Raw genomic sequence first — 13,313 nt, forward strand, 5'->3', positions numbered from 1 at the left:
CACTACGAGGGTAATTTTGTGTCCGCATTGTTTTTCTATGGAACACTTCGCCATCTGCCTTTGTTGGAGACCGTTTTGGATCGACCGCTCTCCGACTTGCAGATAAGAGACGCAGTTCTGCCAGACCACGCGGTCTATGATGTTCGGGACGAGCATTTTCCGATGATTTGCTCTGAAACAGGCCAAAATGCCCCGGGGCTGGTGGTTGAAGGGCTCGGGCCAGAAGACCTGAAGCGGTTAAAGTTTTATGAGGCCGGTTTCGACTTTGATATGGAGCCTCACACTTTGAACCTCACTGATGGTTCTCGCATTTTGGCAAGCGTGTTCTACCCGCAGCCGAACTTGTGGACCTCTGACGGTCCCTGGTCGCTACAGGATTGGTTGGACGACTGGGCGGAAATGTCGGTGTCAGCGGCGCAAGAGGTGATGGGCTACTATGGCAAGGTCGACGCTGACCAGATTTCCCGCAGCTTTCCTGCCATTCGTACGCGGGCTTGGGCAAGGCTCGCCGCGCGCAAGCGGCACACTGGCGATCCGCGCGATGTGCGCAAAGACGTGGTCCTGCAACAACACGCGCGAGAGTATGTCGACTATTTCGGGATGGAAAGAATCGAGCTGCAGCATCGGCTGTATGATGGCTCGATGGGGCCGGTCGTACATCGTAGCGGGCTGATGCAGGGCAGTGCGGTTGTCGTTCTGCCCTACGATCCGATCCGCGATGCAGTCCTATTGGTCGAACAATTCCGGGCACCGGTCTTCATGGCCGAAGATCCGGAGCCTTGGATGTGGGAACCCGTCGCTGGAATGATTGACCCCGGCGAAACGCCGAAACAGGCGGCTCGGCGCGAGACACTTGAAGAGGCTCATGTAAATCTGTTGGTTCTGGAAAGCGCGGGATCAGCCTATTCGTCAAGCGGGTCATCCACCGAATACCTTCATCTCTATGTCGGGCTGGCTGACCTTAATCAGACAGTCAACAATGGTGGCCTTGCTTCCGAGGGCGAGGACATTCGCACACAAATCCTGCCGTTTGTGGACTTCATGGACAGAGTTGATGCCCATGGGTTTAAAGATTTGCCGTTGCTGGCGCTGGCTCATTGGCTCGCGCGACATCGGAACCGTCTGCGCTCGTGATGATCGCTGCTTGTGGTTGGCGCGCAGCAACTGTAAATCTGCCTTGATCCGTAATGAAATGAGGGCGCCATGCGCATTGCGAAAGACCTTGCCGACGCAGTCGGAAAAACCCCGCTGATCCGATTGAAGCGCATTAGCGAGGAAACCGGATGCGAAATCCTTGGAAAGGCCGAGTTTATGAACCCCGGCCAATCGGTCAAGGACCGCGCGGCGCTCTATATCATCAAAGACGCCATCGCGCGGGGCGAGTTGAAACCCGGTGGTACGATCGTTGAAGGAACTGCGGGCAACACAGGTATCGGTCTGGCTTTGGTCGGAGCTTCTATGGGCTTCAAAACCGTGATCGTGATCCCGGAAACTCAGTCCGAAGAGAAAAAGGACATGCTGCGCCTTGCCGGTGCGCAATTGGTGCAGGTGCCAGCCGCGCCTTATCGCAACCCTAACAACTTTGTCCACTACTCCCGCCGTCTGGCCGAGGAGCTGGCGCAGACTGAACCCAATGGCGCGATCTGGGCAAACCAGTTTGATAACGTGGCCAACCGTCAGGCGCATGTGGAAACTACGGGCCCCGAGATTTGGGAGCAAACCGGGGGCAAAGTGGATGGCTTTGTCTGCGCCGTGGGTTCCGGCGGAACGCTGGCCGGCGTCGCCGATGCTTTGCAGCCCAAGGGTGTTAAGATCGGTCTGGTCGATCCGATGGGGGCGGGGCTTTATTCCTATTACACCACTGGCGAAATCGCGATGGAGGGCAGCTCGATCGCCGAAGGCATCGGGCAGGTGCGCATCACGAAGAACCTCGAAGGCTTCAAGCCCGATTACGCCTATCAGATGACCGACAATGAGGCGCTGCCGCTCATCTTCGACCTGCTGCGCGAAGAGGGGCTGGTCATGGGCGGTTCGACCGCGATCAACATGGCGGGTGCTGTGCGTTTGGCCAAAGACCTAGGGCCGGGCCATACTATCGTGACAATCCTGTGCGACTATGGAACGCGCTATCAGTCCAAGCTGTTCAACCCGGAATTCCTGCGTGAAAAAGAGCTGCCGGTGCCTGATTGGATGACCGAAGCCCCGCGCAGCATACCCGGCGTGTTCGAGGACGTGTGATGCTGCGACAGGTCCGCCTGCTCCTAGCGCTTGTCTCAGTTTGTCTGGCGGTTCTCTGCGGCCCTGCGGCTGCTCAGCTTTCCGACCGACAGAGCGAGTACTATCAGGGTTGGGTCAAAACGGCGGACCGAGCAGAAGTAGTGATCGAGGCCGACCGGGCCTCGAATGCATCGCTTGAAAACCTTCGTTCGGAAATTCATGCCTATCGCGATGATTTCAATCGTGCGCGTGGTGCAAATACCGAACGCATACAGACGCTTGACGCTCAGATCGAGGCGCTTGGGCCGAAGCCCGAGGGGGATGCAAGTGAACCCAAAGACATTGCCGCCCTGCGCGCGCATCTTGAAGAGCAACTGAATGCGCTTCAGGTTCCTAGGATTATCTCGGAAGAAGCGTTCAGCCGCGCCAACGGTTTGATCGCAGAAATCGATCAGCTTCTGCGTAACCGCCAGACCAAAGAGCTGTTAGAGCGCGGTCCGTCTCCGATTAACCCAATCTATTGGGGGCCAGCATGGACAGATGTTACCGAAGCAGCCCGCGGCCTGTTCAACGAAGCCCGAAGGAATCTGCAAACTGATGTAGCCCACGAGAAGTTGCGCAATCAGGGCTTGGGTATTTTTGTACTGGTGGTTCTCGCCGGGGTACTGTTGTTCTACGGCAAGCATTGGTCCGAGCTTGCAGGGAGCTACTTGCGTAAGCTGGGCGGCCGAGGCAGTGGTGTTTGGACGTTCCTGACTTCACTACTGCGTATTATTTTACCCTGGCTTGGGGTCTGGTTGATCGTCAAGGCGATTGTCATGACCGGCGTGCCGGGCTTGCGTGGCACTTTGCTGTTGGAAAACATCCCATATTGGGCTGCGATCATCCTCTACTATGACTGGATTGGCCGTCAGGTTTATGTCTTGCAAGAGGCGCAGGGTTTTAAGCGTCTGACCGCGAAGCGGGTGGCCGAACTGCGGGTCTATCTCGATCTGCTTGCAGTCCTGTTGATCCTGCACGAATTGGTGAATCTGTTCGAGCAGATCGAGAACATCTCGGACGCGACGCGCGCGGTCGTCGGTTTCCCTGTGACAATCATTACGGCACTGGTTCTTTTGCGGGTGCGTCAGGTGCGCAGCACCGAGGTCGTCGTGGACTCGGATGAGGGCGGCGCGACCCGAGGCGCGGGTTTGGCGCAGTTGATAGAATTCCTGCGTCGAGCCCTGTTTCTGCTGGGTATTGCCAGCCCGGTGCTGGCAGTGGTCGGTTATACCAACGCCGCCGAGGCGATCGTTTATCCTGCTGTCAAATCCCTTGTTCTCATTGCGGCTCTGGTCATCGTTCAGCGGTTCCTGACTGCTGTTTACGGGTGGGTCACGCGACAGGGCGACGCGGCCAAGGATTCCCTGTTTTCCGTCTTGATCGGCTTTGCGATGGCCATTTTCGCCATCCCGGTTCTGGCAATCTACTGGGGCGCGCGCCAGACGGATTTACTTGAAGTTTGGTCGCGTGTCCTGCTGGGATTCGATGTCGGTGGCGTGACAGTTTCACCGAAGAATTTCTTTACCTTCCTGATCGTCTTCTTGATGGGGTATGGCCTGACACGGATGCTTCAAGGGGGGCTGCGCAGCTCTTTGCTGCCAAAAACCAAGATCGATCCCGGCGGCCAAAACGCGATTGTCGCGGGGACAGGCTATGTCGGCATATTCCTTGCTGCCCTTTGCGCCATCATGGTCGCCGGGTTCGACTTGTCCTCGCTGGCGATTGTTGCCGGTGCGCTGTCGGTCGGTATTGGTTTCGGCCTGCAGACCATCGTGTCTAACTTTGTCTCGGGTATCATCCTGCTTGTCGAGCGTCCGATCTCGAAAGGCGATTGGATCGACGTCAACGGGATGATGGGCTATGTGCGCGATATTTCGGTTAGGTCGACACGGATTGAGACCTTCGACCGATCCGATGTGATCGTCCCCAATTCGGATCTGATTAGCGGTGTGGTGACCAACTACACCCGCGGCAACACAATCGGGCGGGTGATTGTTCCTGTCGGCGTTGCCTACGGAACCGATACTCGCAAGGTCGAGAAAATCCTGGGCGAAATTGCAAATGCGAACCCGATGGTTCTTGCCAACCCTGCTCCCAGTGTTGTGTTCCAAGGCTTCGGCGCGGATTCTCTGGATTTTGAAATCCGTGCTATTCTGAGGGATGTTAATTGGATGCTGTCTGTAAAGTCAGACATGAACCATGAGATTAACCGTCGCTTTGTTGAAGAGGGCATCGAGATCCCGTTCGCGCAGCGTGACGTGTGGTTGCGCAACCCTGAAACTCTGCGCAACACCGGTCCAGAGGTGAAGGCTACCCCCAATTCCGAAGAGGGCTCCGCAGCCAAACCTGCACCGATTAAAATGACGGAAGCCGACATGTCGGATAGCGACGGGGACGAGATTTGATCGGTTTTCCGGTCCCGCTCAGGAAGGTTGAATTTTCACCCTATTGGGGCCTTGCAAATCTGCAAGCGATAGTCCAAATATCGCCCGCACGGAGAGGTGGCCGAGTGGTCGAAGGCGCACGCCTGGAAAGTGTGTAGGCGGGAAACCGTCTCCAGGGTTCGAATCCCTGTCTCTCCGCCACATACCTTAAAAGTTGATTGGCGATGCTTGGTCTAACGAGTTTAGACACCTATGTGCTTTTCGCTCACCTCGGACGTCAAGTCGGACATGGCGCCACTCCAGACTGTGCGCCCGCGTGCTAGGATGGTTGCGGTGTCTGATACAGTGGCTAATTCTTTCAAGGACTTGTCGATCAAAAGGATTGCGACGCTGGTGTTCTGCTTTAACTGCCGCATTGCAGCCCAGATTTCCTGTCGTATGATGGGTGCGAGACCCTCGGTTGCTTCATCCAGAACAAGAAGACGTGGGTTCGTCATCAATGCACGACCGATAGCCAGCATTTGCTGTTCACCGCCAGACAATGAGGCGGCTCGCTGGTTTCCACGTTCATCCAGCCTTGGGAACAGACTTGCGACCCTGCGCAGATCCCATTCTCCGGGGCGGGCTGCAGCGATTAGGTTTTCGTGCACGGTTAAGTCCATGAAACACCTGCGCCCTTCGGGAACCAGACCTACACCGCTCCGCGCAACTTTGTGACTGGGTAGACCCTGCAAGTTCTTGCCATCTAAGGTGATCGTGCCTGAGGAACGGATCATCTGACAGATCGCCTTGACGGTGGTTGTCTTGCCCATGCCATTCCGCCCCAGCAATGCGGTAACTTCGCCCTCAGCCACGCGCAGATCGACACCGAAAAGCGCTTGGCTTGGACCATAGGCTGCCTGAAGGTTCTCGACCGTGAGAAAACTCATACTTCTTCTCCCAGGTAGGCCTCTCGGACATCCGCGCTTTGGCGGATGTCATCTGCTGATCCTGTGGCGATCACCGCGCCATAAACCATCACGCTGATGCGGTCTGCCAAAGCAAAAACGGCATCCATATCGTGTTCGACCAGCAGTATTGGGGCTTCGACGCGAAGTCCGTCGAGTAGAGCAGTCAGGTTCCGGGACCCCTCTGCTCCGAGACCGGCCATGGGTTCATCCATGACAAACGCGCGGGGTGAAAGCGTAAGCGCAACGGCGACTTCCAACTGTCGTCGCTGCCCGTGACTGAGGCTGGAGCACTGTGTGTCGCGAAAATTCGCAAGGCCGACACGATCCAGTGCACCTTCTGCACGGGACCGTAAAGTTTTTGATTTTTGAGCGGCCCCCCAGAACCGCCATGAGGCCCCTTCGATTGCCAGACAGCCTAAAATCGCGTTTTCTAAAACAGTGTCTTCCATGCATAAGTCGGAAATCTGGAACGTCCGACCCAAGCCAGCGCGTGCGCGAATGTGGGGGGGCAGGGCCGAAACATCCCGATCATCCAACAACACACGACCGGAATCGGGGTGGATTTCACCGCATATCTGTTTGATCAGCGTGGACTTGCCCGCTCCGTTCGGGCCAATGATCGCGTGGATTTCCCCTGGGTTGAGGTCGATTGACACATCGTCTGTCGCTGTCAACGCGCCGAACCGTTTGCTAAGTGCATCAGTGGCAAGGATGGGCTTAGACATGCGCACCCTCTTTCCCAGTGAGTAGGCCGATCAGTCCACCACGCCCGAACAGGACAATGCACAACAGGACGACTCCAAGGTAAACATGCCAATAATCGGTCAATGCTCCTAAAAAATGCTCGAGTGCTACAAAGACACAAGCCCCGATTACCGGTCCCATCAGCCGTCCAACGCCGCCGATCACGATCAATACGATAAGCTCTCCGGACAATTGCCAGCTAAACATTGTGGGCGACACAAACCGGTTGAGGTCAGCGAAGAGCGCGCCCGCCAATCCAGTTATTGCGCCTGAAAGAACAAAGGCCAGCAAACGAATTCGCGTAGGGTTCAGACCGACTGCCTGAACACGTGATCTGGTTTGGCGCGTGGCGTTCAGTGCCAAACCGAAGGGTGAAGCCTGAAGGCGGGCAAACAGGAACAACACGATGCAAAGAAGAGTGAAACAGATGCCGAAGAACTGAATTGGCACCAGCGTGTTTAAGCCGGGAAAACCGTTGCGCACATAAATGGACAGTCCGTCCTCGCCGCCATATTGCGCCCATGAGATGGCAAAGTAGAAAAACATCTGGCCAAATGCGAGGGTGATCATGATGAAATAAACCCCGGTTGTGCGCAGTGACAGCATGCCGATGAAAAACGCGGCCAGCGCCGAGATGACCATAGCCGACAGCCAGATCAACGGCATCGATGTTGTCCCATCAGTGCTGAACAGACCAAGGTTTAGGGTTGAATACGTCTGCGCGTGATAGGCAAGAATACCCATGGTATAGCCGCCAAGGCCAAAGAACGCAGCGTGGCCCAAGCTGACCATTCCGCCCAGGCCCAATGCAAGGTTCAACCCGACGGCTGCCAGTGCAAGGACAACCGCTCGGGTGGCTAACGTGATCGTGAAAGGCTCGTCCATCGCCAATGCCCAAATGGGTAATAGAAGCAGGCCAGTCAGAACGACGCCATTGATGTATCTTTCCTTAACTCTCATGCGCGGGCTCCGAACAAACCAGTAGGGCGCCAGATCAGAACAAGCCCCATCAGTATGTAAATCCCCATCGAGGCAATGGCTGACCCGCTTTTTTGCGCTGCACCGTGCTCCATGAACAAGCCAAGGAATTCAGGAAGGAAAACGCCGCCCAACGTGTCGGTCAAACCGACCAGCAATGCACCAATGAACGCCCCTCGGATCGACCCGATACCGCCGATTACGATAACCACAAAGGCAAGGATCAGAACGGGTTCACCCATGCCTACCTGCACCGATTGAATTGCTCCAACCAAAGCGCCGGCCAGCCCGGCCAGAGCAGCTCCTAGGGCAAAAACGAGGGTGTAGAGTTTTGAGATATCAACGCCAAGTACCGCGATCATCTCTCGGTCGTTTTCACCGGCCCTGATCTGAATGCCTATGCGTGTACGTTCGATGAACAGCCATAATCCGCCCGCGATTGCCACACCGATGACGATCAGGCTTAGACGGTAAAGGGGGTATTCGATGCCGCCGGGCAGGGTGACAGGCCCCGAAAGAGCTTGCGGGATAATTAAAAACAAGGGGAAAGACCCGAAAAACCAGCGGGTTCCCTCCGAAAATATAAGTATCAGGGCAAAGGTAGCTAGAACCTGATCCAGATGAGGTGCATCGTATAGCCTTCGTATGACAACAATTTCAATCATCGCGCCGGCAAGCGCAGCTGAGGCGAGCGCCGCAACTAGACCCAGAAAGAACGATCCCGTGGCACCGGCCACAGCGGCTGCTGCGAAAGCCCCGACCATGTAAAGCGAACCGTGGGCAAGATTTATCAACCCCATGACGCCAAAGATAAGTGTCAGGCCCGCAGCCATCAGAAATAACATGACGCCAAATTGCAGACCATTGAGGATCTGCTCGACAATCAGGATCGAGGACATGGGAACTCCGGTGGTCTGCCTGCCGTCTGGTTGACGGCGGGCAGCAGTCGTTTCTTACATTTTGCACTCAGCGGCGTAGGCATCCGAATGAGCTTCAAGCGCGGTGCCGATGATCTTGTTGGTAAAAACATCACCTTCCTTGATCACTTCACGCGCATAGATCGTTTGTACCGGGTGGTGGTTCGGGCCGAATGCAAACTCCCCGCGCGTACTGTCGAACTCAGCGGCTCGCAGGGCTTCGCGGAAAGCATTTGCGTCCGACGGATCGGCTTTTTCCAATGCGGATAAAAGCAGGTTAGCGGTGTCGAAGCCCTGGCTGGCATAAAGCGACGGCAGGCGGCCGTATTCGGCCTTGAAGCTATCGACAAAAGCCTTGTTGGTCGGATTGTCGATATCCTTGTTCCATTGCGAGGTGTTCACAACACCCAAGGCTGCGTCACCCACTGCCTGCAAGATACCCTGATCAAAGCTAAAGGCCGGGCCGACGACAGGCAGATCGATTCCGCTGTCGGTATATTGCTTGAGAAAGGAAATCCCCATCCCGCCGGGCAGAAAGAAAAAGACACTGTCGGCGTCACTCGCGCGGATTTGGGCGAGCTCGGCGGCATAGTCCGTTTGACCAAGCTGGGTGTAAATCTCTCCGGCCAGGTCGCCATCGAAGAAACGTTTGTACCCGGTCAGTGCATCCGTACCCGCCGGGTAATTCGGAGCCAGAATGAAAGATTTCTTGTAGCCAGCATCATTTGCGTATGCTCCAGCCGCTTCGTGCAGGTTGTCATTCTGCCATGCCACGTTGAAATAATTCTGATGGCATCCTTTTCCCGCCAAGGCCGAAGGGCCTGCGTTGGGGGATAAATAGAACACATTCTGGTTCACCGCTGCTGGAACGACGGCCATGGCAAGGTTCGACCAAATAATGCCTGTCATGACGTCGACGCGTTCCGATTGAATCATCTTGTCTGACAGTTGCACCGCAATGTCGGGCTTGCGCTGGTCGTCCTCGATCACGACTTCGATGTCGTCACGTCCTGACTGTTCAATCGCCAAAAGGAACCCGTCGCGCACGTCAAGACCCAGGCCGGCGCCGCCGCCCGAAAGGGTAGTGATCATCCCGACCTTGACCTCAGCGAATGCTGATGTGGCTAGCAGCGATGCAGTTGATGCAGCCAGCAATAGCTTTTTCATTTTTCTCTCCCTCGTTGGTTAGCCACAGTTGATACTAAAAACGCGGGTCATGACCAGCCGAAGGTTTGAATTTCGTTGGAAAAACTGTTCAGACCTGCAATCAAGTTGCGGTTTTGGATCATCAGACAACGCTTTGTCTTAAGATGGGCTCATTGCTGCCACATCGTACAGGCAAGAACGGCGCGAATATTTTGCGTGCAGCCCGTCTGAACGGGTGATTGAATGTGTCGCATTGGTAACTACGGTCTGAAAACTGGAACTTACCGATTAGCGGCGACCGGGTGTTAAGATATCAAGGGTTCCGACCCAATACGAAGAAGCTAAACCAAAGCGACGTGTTCCAACAGAAGCGAAATATTCGCCACAAAATCGAGCAGGACAGATCGCGTTCGGAGGTTAAATGTTACTGTCTGTAGTCGTTCCATGTATGAACGAAGAGGACTCATTACCAGCTCTGGTAGAGCGCTTGATCGCAGCAACAGACGCATGGTCTGACGACACCGAGATCCTGTTGGTCGACGATGGTTCGACCGACGACACCTGGGATGGGATTTGTTTGCAAAGCCAGAAGCATCCGCGAGTGCGTGGTCTTAAACTGTCCACCAACAGGGGGCATCAGGTGGCTTTGACAGCCGGGTTGATGGCCGCAACGGGTGAGCGCATCTTTATGTTGGATGCTGACCTGCAAGACCCGCCCGAGTTGTTGTCTGACATGATGGCGATGATGGATCGCGGATACGATGTGGTGTACGGCCGCCGCAGCGAGCGCAAAGGAGAAAGCTGGTTCAAAAAGCTGACCGCTCATGGGTTCTATCGCATTCTCAACCGGTTGTCGGATGTCCCGATCCCGAATGACACAGGTGACTTCCGATTGGTCAGCCGCCGGGTGTTGAACGCGGTGCTGGATATGCCTGAACGTGCACGTTTCATCCGCGGGATGTTCGCCTGGGCTGGGTTCCGGCAGATTGGTATCGAATACGTGCGGGATCCGCGCGTTGCTGGTGAAACCAAGTACCCAATGTCCAAGATGATCCGCTTGGCCTTTGATGCGTTGTCCAGTTTTTCGATCAAACCGTTGCAGATTGCCACGCGCCTTGCGTTCTTAACCCTGATCGTTGCGGCGCTGATGCTTGTTTATGTATTCTGGTCGCTGATCCTATACAACACGGTTGCTGGTTGGGCCTCAACGGTTTTGGTGATCAGCTTTTTCTCGGGTATCCAGTTGCTGACATTGGGAATTATGGGCGAATACCTCGGGCGGCTCTACATCGAAGCCAAAGGGCGCCCCTTGTTTTTCATCGATGAACAAGTCGGCGGCGTGGTTGAGAACACGCCGGAAACAATGAGCAAACAAGCATGAGCGAACGCCGCCGGATAGTCCGCTTTGCGGTCGTGGGAGTAGGTGTGGCCGTCTACTATATCCTGGCGTATCTGGGGTTGCTCAGGTTGTTCGGATCGTCTTGGGTTGCCAACTTTCTGGCGTTTGGGTCGGCCATCCTTATCCAGTATGTCGGCCAAACCAGTTGGACCTTTGAAAAGAAGCTGGCCGTTCCGGCTCAGTTTGGCCGATTTATGTGCATGATCGGCATCGGATTGATCGTGTCTTCGGTTCTGACTTCGGTTCTCGGCCCCAGACTGAACATGTCCGAGCTTGCAACGGCTGGGGTGGTGGTCGTCGTTCTACCTGTCATCAATTTCGTGATCCTGCGGCTGTGGGTCTATCGCGAAGAGAATTCAATTTAGAGAGTTGAGATGTCACATATCTATTCCAACGAGTTCTTCGACTATATCGACCGCGGCGCAAGGCAGTCGGCTGTTCGGTTGATTAAGTGCCTGCACGCTTGGGTTAAACCAGAAAGCGTCGTGGATTTCGGATGTGGACGAGGTGTATGGTTGTCCGAATGGGCAGCTGCCGGTTGCCCGGATGTTGCCGGGGTCGATGGTGACTACGTTGACCGGGATCGGTTGGCTATCGCGCCCGAGTCTTTTTATGCTGAAGATCTGAGCAAGCCCGTTGATCTGGGGCGAAAGTTTGGTTTGGCGCAATCGCTTGAAGTCGGAGAGCACCTTCCTAATGCGGCGTCCGCCAGCCTTGTGCAAAGCCTGACAACCCACAGCGATCTCGTACTTTTTTCGGCGGCAGTTCCCGGGCAGGGAGGAGAGTTCCACGTCAACGAGCAGCCTTTGGCATTCTGGCAGGGCCTGTTTGCCGAGCGTGGTTACACTGCCTATGACTGCTTGCGCCCCGTTCTGTTCAATGACAGCTCGATTGAGCCTTGGTATCGCTACAACAGCGTTCTTTATGCCAGTGAGGCAGGAGCCGAAACTCTGCCGACAGAGGTTTTGAACACTAAAGTCGCGGCAGGTGCTCTGAAAGAGGTTGGCAGCTTCGGATGGAACCTGCGCAAGATGATCGTTCGCCAATTGCCGCAAAAAACCGTTACCTCGATCGCGCAGGCTCGCGCCTCGGTCATCGCCCGCGCTCACCGGAGTAAATAATGAGTACACAGTCTTTGGGGCGCGATGTCATCCGGTTTTCGTTGCTGGGACTGGCAGCGCTTGTTCTGGTTTACGCGCCTTTACTGTTCGATCCGCTGGTGCGGCATGATGACTTCCCGGCTTTGCTGGGAACCAAAGAAATGGCGTATATAAAAGCGCTGGATGAAGGGCGCTGGTTGAATTACTGGTGGCAGTTTCGCCCGTATTTTTGGCCTGCACCCGTCAGTTTTGCACTCTACCTGATCGCCAGTGCCGTTTTTGCGGCATCGACAGCCTTGATCGTTTTTGGTCGGGATGCTCCGGGTTGGTACCGCGGCTACTTTACCTTGTTCGTGGTGCTATCGATCCCGACATTTTTGATCAGCCTTTGGTTCAACACGTTGTTGCCTGGGGCATGGGTTATTGCGCTTTTTGCGCTTGCGGTCGTGTTTTTGCCTCATCGGATCGCGCTGGCCTTGATGTTGATCGCAGTGCCGCTGTCCTTCATGGCCTATACGACCTATCCGTTTCTGTTGCTGACGCTGCTGTTATTGTCGCACAAAGCACCACAGACTTACAAAAGCATGGTCACTACACTGCTTGTCTTCTTTGTCAGTCTCGTCCTGGCGGTCGTGTCGGTTTACTCGCTCAATTATCTCTACCACGGGGTTTTCGGTATCCCCATAGCTGAGTGGCGGGCCCCGACAGAAGCCAAAACGCTGGATGACCTGATAGTAAATCTGGGCAAGCTAAAAAGGTTTCTAATGATGACCGTCCGCCAATTCGGGGGTGGGACTGCAGGAACCGGAACTGTGCTGTTGCTGTTTTTTGTTGGGGCATGGGTTTGCTTGTTTCGTTGGCAACGGTTCACTGCCATAGCCGTTTTGGCAGCAGCGCTGGCCGGTCTTGCACCTTTGTTCGCCAAGTCACTGATGTCCGGCGTGTTAGTGCCTGTGCGCGCCTATGGCTGGATTTGGATCCTCATCGGATTTACCTTTACCACAGCAACCTTGCACATGGCCAAAACACCAGGCAGGTGGGCGAGTGTCGCGCGGATTACAATAATGTATGTGCTGTTGATCAAGTTGATCCTATTTGGACGCGCGACTTACCTTCAAATTCCGGAATGGCAAAAAACCACCCGCGATTTGGCGGCGTCCATTCCTGAAGGCACAAGCGCGATCCACATTTATGGTGAATTTCTTGGGTTGAACGGCGCGCGTTCGGCTGGAATCCAGTTTTCGCGTGGGCTGCAACTGCGCTTGGCTTATCTAACCGGGGCCGAGGTTTTCATCTGTCATAAGCAACCTGAAGATTGCGAAAAGGAAACGCCTCTTTTCGACCCTAGGGATTGGACACATGTTCCGGTAGTTGAAAGCCGGGGCGAGGTAAGCTTTCTTCTGTTGCCTTCGCCTCCGGTCGGGCCGTAACAGGAC

12 protein-coding genes and 1 tRNA gene are annotated in these 13,313 nt (G+C 55.2%); 8 read left to right on the plus strand and 5 right to left on the minus strand.

From position 1 onward, the window contains the following. Positions 1–18 precede the first annotated feature (18 nt). The 4 genes from AC2TAD_RS10165 (at position 19) to AC2TAD_RS10180 (ending at position 4,844) form a co-directional block, all read left to right on the plus strand. Positions 19–1,134 carry an NUDIX domain-containing protein gene (locus AC2TAD_RS10165; protein WP_480867491.1) on the plus strand — a complete coding sequence of 372 codons (1,116 nt, stop codon included), beginning with the start codon at positions 19–21 and terminating at the stop codon, positions 1,132–1,134. A 69-nt stretch (positions 1,135–1,203) separates the two neighbouring features. Beyond that, a complete protein-coding gene (locus AC2TAD_RS10170; RefSeq protein ID WP_170353019.1) occupies positions 1,204–2,238 on the plus strand; it encodes a cysteine synthase A in 1,035 nt (344 codons plus the stop codon). Then, positions 2,238–4,664, plus strand: a complete 2,427-nt coding sequence (locus AC2TAD_RS10175; RefSeq protein ID WP_480867493.1) for a DUF3772 domain-containing protein — start codon at positions 2,238–2,240, stop codon at positions 4,662–4,664. The genes AC2TAD_RS10170 and AC2TAD_RS10175 overlap by 1 nt, the downstream gene beginning before the upstream one ends. Positions 4,665–4,754: 90 nt before the next feature. Continuing rightward, a tRNA-Ser gene (locus tag AC2TAD_RS10180) sits at positions 4,755–4,844 on the plus strand. A 41-nt stretch (positions 4,845–4,885) separates the two neighbouring features. On the opposite strand, the gene AC2TAD_RS10185 is transcribed toward AC2TAD_RS10180, so the two are convergent. The 5 genes from AC2TAD_RS10185 to AC2TAD_RS10205 are packed head-to-tail and all read right to left on the minus strand — an operon-like array spanning position 4,886 to position 9,399. Beyond that, the gene (locus tag AC2TAD_RS10185) at positions 4,886–5,572 is read right to left on the minus strand and encodes an ABC transporter ATP-binding protein (protein ID WP_170750872.1); all 687 of its coding nucleotides are present in this window, start codon (positions 5,570–5,572) and stop codon (positions 4,886–4,888) included. Further along, on the minus strand, positions 5,569–6,318 hold the full coding sequence (locus tag AC2TAD_RS10190; protein ID WP_480867495.1) for an ABC transporter ATP-binding protein: 750 nt from the start codon (positions 6,316–6,318) through the stop codon (positions 5,569–5,571). Before AC2TAD_RS10190 ends, AC2TAD_RS10185 begins: the two co-directional genes overlap by 4 nt. Further along, complete coding sequence (locus tag AC2TAD_RS10195) at positions 6,311–7,297, minus strand: branched-chain amino acid ABC transporter permease (RefSeq protein WP_480867497.1); 987 nt, start codon at positions 7,295–7,297, stop codon at positions 6,311–6,313. The genes AC2TAD_RS10190 and AC2TAD_RS10195 overlap by 8 nt, the downstream gene beginning before the upstream one ends. Beyond that, the gene (locus AC2TAD_RS10200) at positions 7,294–8,214 is read right to left on the minus strand and encodes a branched-chain amino acid ABC transporter permease (RefSeq protein ID WP_480867499.1); all 921 of its coding nucleotides are present in this window, start codon (positions 8,212–8,214) and stop codon (positions 7,294–7,296) included. Before AC2TAD_RS10200 ends, AC2TAD_RS10195 begins: the two co-directional genes overlap by 4 nt. 54 nt (positions 8,215–8,268) lie before the next feature. After that, positions 8,269–9,399 carry an ABC transporter substrate-binding protein gene (locus AC2TAD_RS10205; RefSeq protein WP_480867501.1) on the minus strand — a complete coding sequence of 377 codons (1,131 nt, stop codon included), beginning with the start codon at positions 9,397–9,399 and terminating at the stop codon, positions 8,269–8,271. 400 nt (positions 9,400–9,799) lie between these two features. Between AC2TAD_RS10205 and AC2TAD_RS10210 the strand changes: the two genes are divergently transcribed. From AC2TAD_RS10210 to AC2TAD_RS10225, 4 genes are read left to right on the plus strand one after another with little or no spacing between them, the layout of a single operon-like run. After that, positions 9,800–10,759: a glycosyltransferase family 2 protein gene (locus AC2TAD_RS10210; protein WP_170353032.1), complete on the plus strand. Its 960-nt coding sequence runs from the start codon at positions 9,800–9,802 to the stop codon at positions 10,757–10,759. Further along, positions 10,756–11,142 (plus strand): GtrA family protein, encoded by a 387-nt coding sequence (locus AC2TAD_RS10215; RefSeq protein WP_170750884.1) that lies wholly within the window; start codon positions 10,756–10,758, stop codon positions 11,140–11,142. Before AC2TAD_RS10210 ends, AC2TAD_RS10215 begins: the two co-directional genes overlap by 4 nt. A 9-nt stretch (positions 11,143–11,151) precedes the next feature. Then, positions 11,152–11,898: a methyltransferase domain-containing protein gene (locus AC2TAD_RS10220; RefSeq protein ID WP_480867503.1), complete on the plus strand. Its 747-nt coding sequence runs from the start codon at positions 11,152–11,154 to the stop codon at positions 11,896–11,898. Further along, positions 11,898–13,307 (plus strand): hypothetical protein, encoded by a 1,410-nt coding sequence (locus tag AC2TAD_RS10225; protein ID WP_480867505.1) that lies wholly within the window; start codon positions 11,898–11,900, stop codon positions 13,305–13,307. Before AC2TAD_RS10220 ends, AC2TAD_RS10225 begins: the two co-directional genes overlap by 1 nt. The last annotated feature ends 6 nt before the right edge of the window (positions 13,308–13,313 follow it).

The organism is Ruegeria sp. HKCCD7628 (genome assembly GCF_057221005.1).

Bases quoted from the DNA above. Each gene is read 5' to 3' on its own strand.
- AC2TAD_RS10215 (WP_170750884.1), top strand. From the start codon at position 10,756: ATGAGCGAACGCCGCCGGATAGTCCGCTTTGCGGTCGTGGGAGTAGGT.
- AC2TAD_RS10170 (WP_170353019.1), top strand. From the start codon at position 1,204: ATGCGCATTGCGAAAGACCTTGCCGACGCAGTCGGAAAAACCCCGCTG.
- AC2TAD_RS10175 (WP_480867493.1), top strand. From the start codon at position 2,238: ATGCTGCGACAGGTCCGCCTGCTCCTAGCGCTTGTCTCAGTTTGTCTG.
- AC2TAD_RS10205 (WP_480867501.1), bottom strand. From the start codon at position 9,399: ATGAAAAAGCTATTGCTGGCTGCATCAACTGCATCGCTGCTAGCCACA.
- AC2TAD_RS10195 (WP_480867497.1), bottom strand. From the start codon at position 7,297: ATGAGAGTTAAGGAAAGATACATCAATGGCGTCGTTCTGACTGGCCTG.
- AC2TAD_RS10185 (WP_170750872.1), bottom strand. From the start codon at position 5,572: ATGAGTTTTCTCACGGTCGAGAACCTTCAGGCAGCCTATGGTCCAAGC.
- AC2TAD_RS10210 (WP_170353032.1), top strand. From the start codon at position 9,800: ATGTTACTGTCTGTAGTCGTTCCATGTATGAACGAAGAGGACTCATTA.
- AC2TAD_RS10220 (WP_480867503.1), top strand. From the start codon at position 11,152: ATGTCACATATCTATTCCAACGAGTTCTTCGACTATATCGACCGCGGC.
- AC2TAD_RS10190 (WP_480867495.1), bottom strand. From the start codon at position 6,318: ATGTCTAAGCCCATCCTTGCCACTGATGCACTTAGCAAACGGTTCGGC.
- AC2TAD_RS10200 (WP_480867499.1), bottom strand. From the start codon at position 8,214: ATGTCCTCGATCCTGATTGTCGAGCAGATCCTCAATGGTCTGCAATTT.
- AC2TAD_RS10225 (WP_480867505.1), top strand. From the start codon at position 11,898: ATGAGTACACAGTCTTTGGGGCGCGATGTCATCCGGTTTTCGTTGCTG.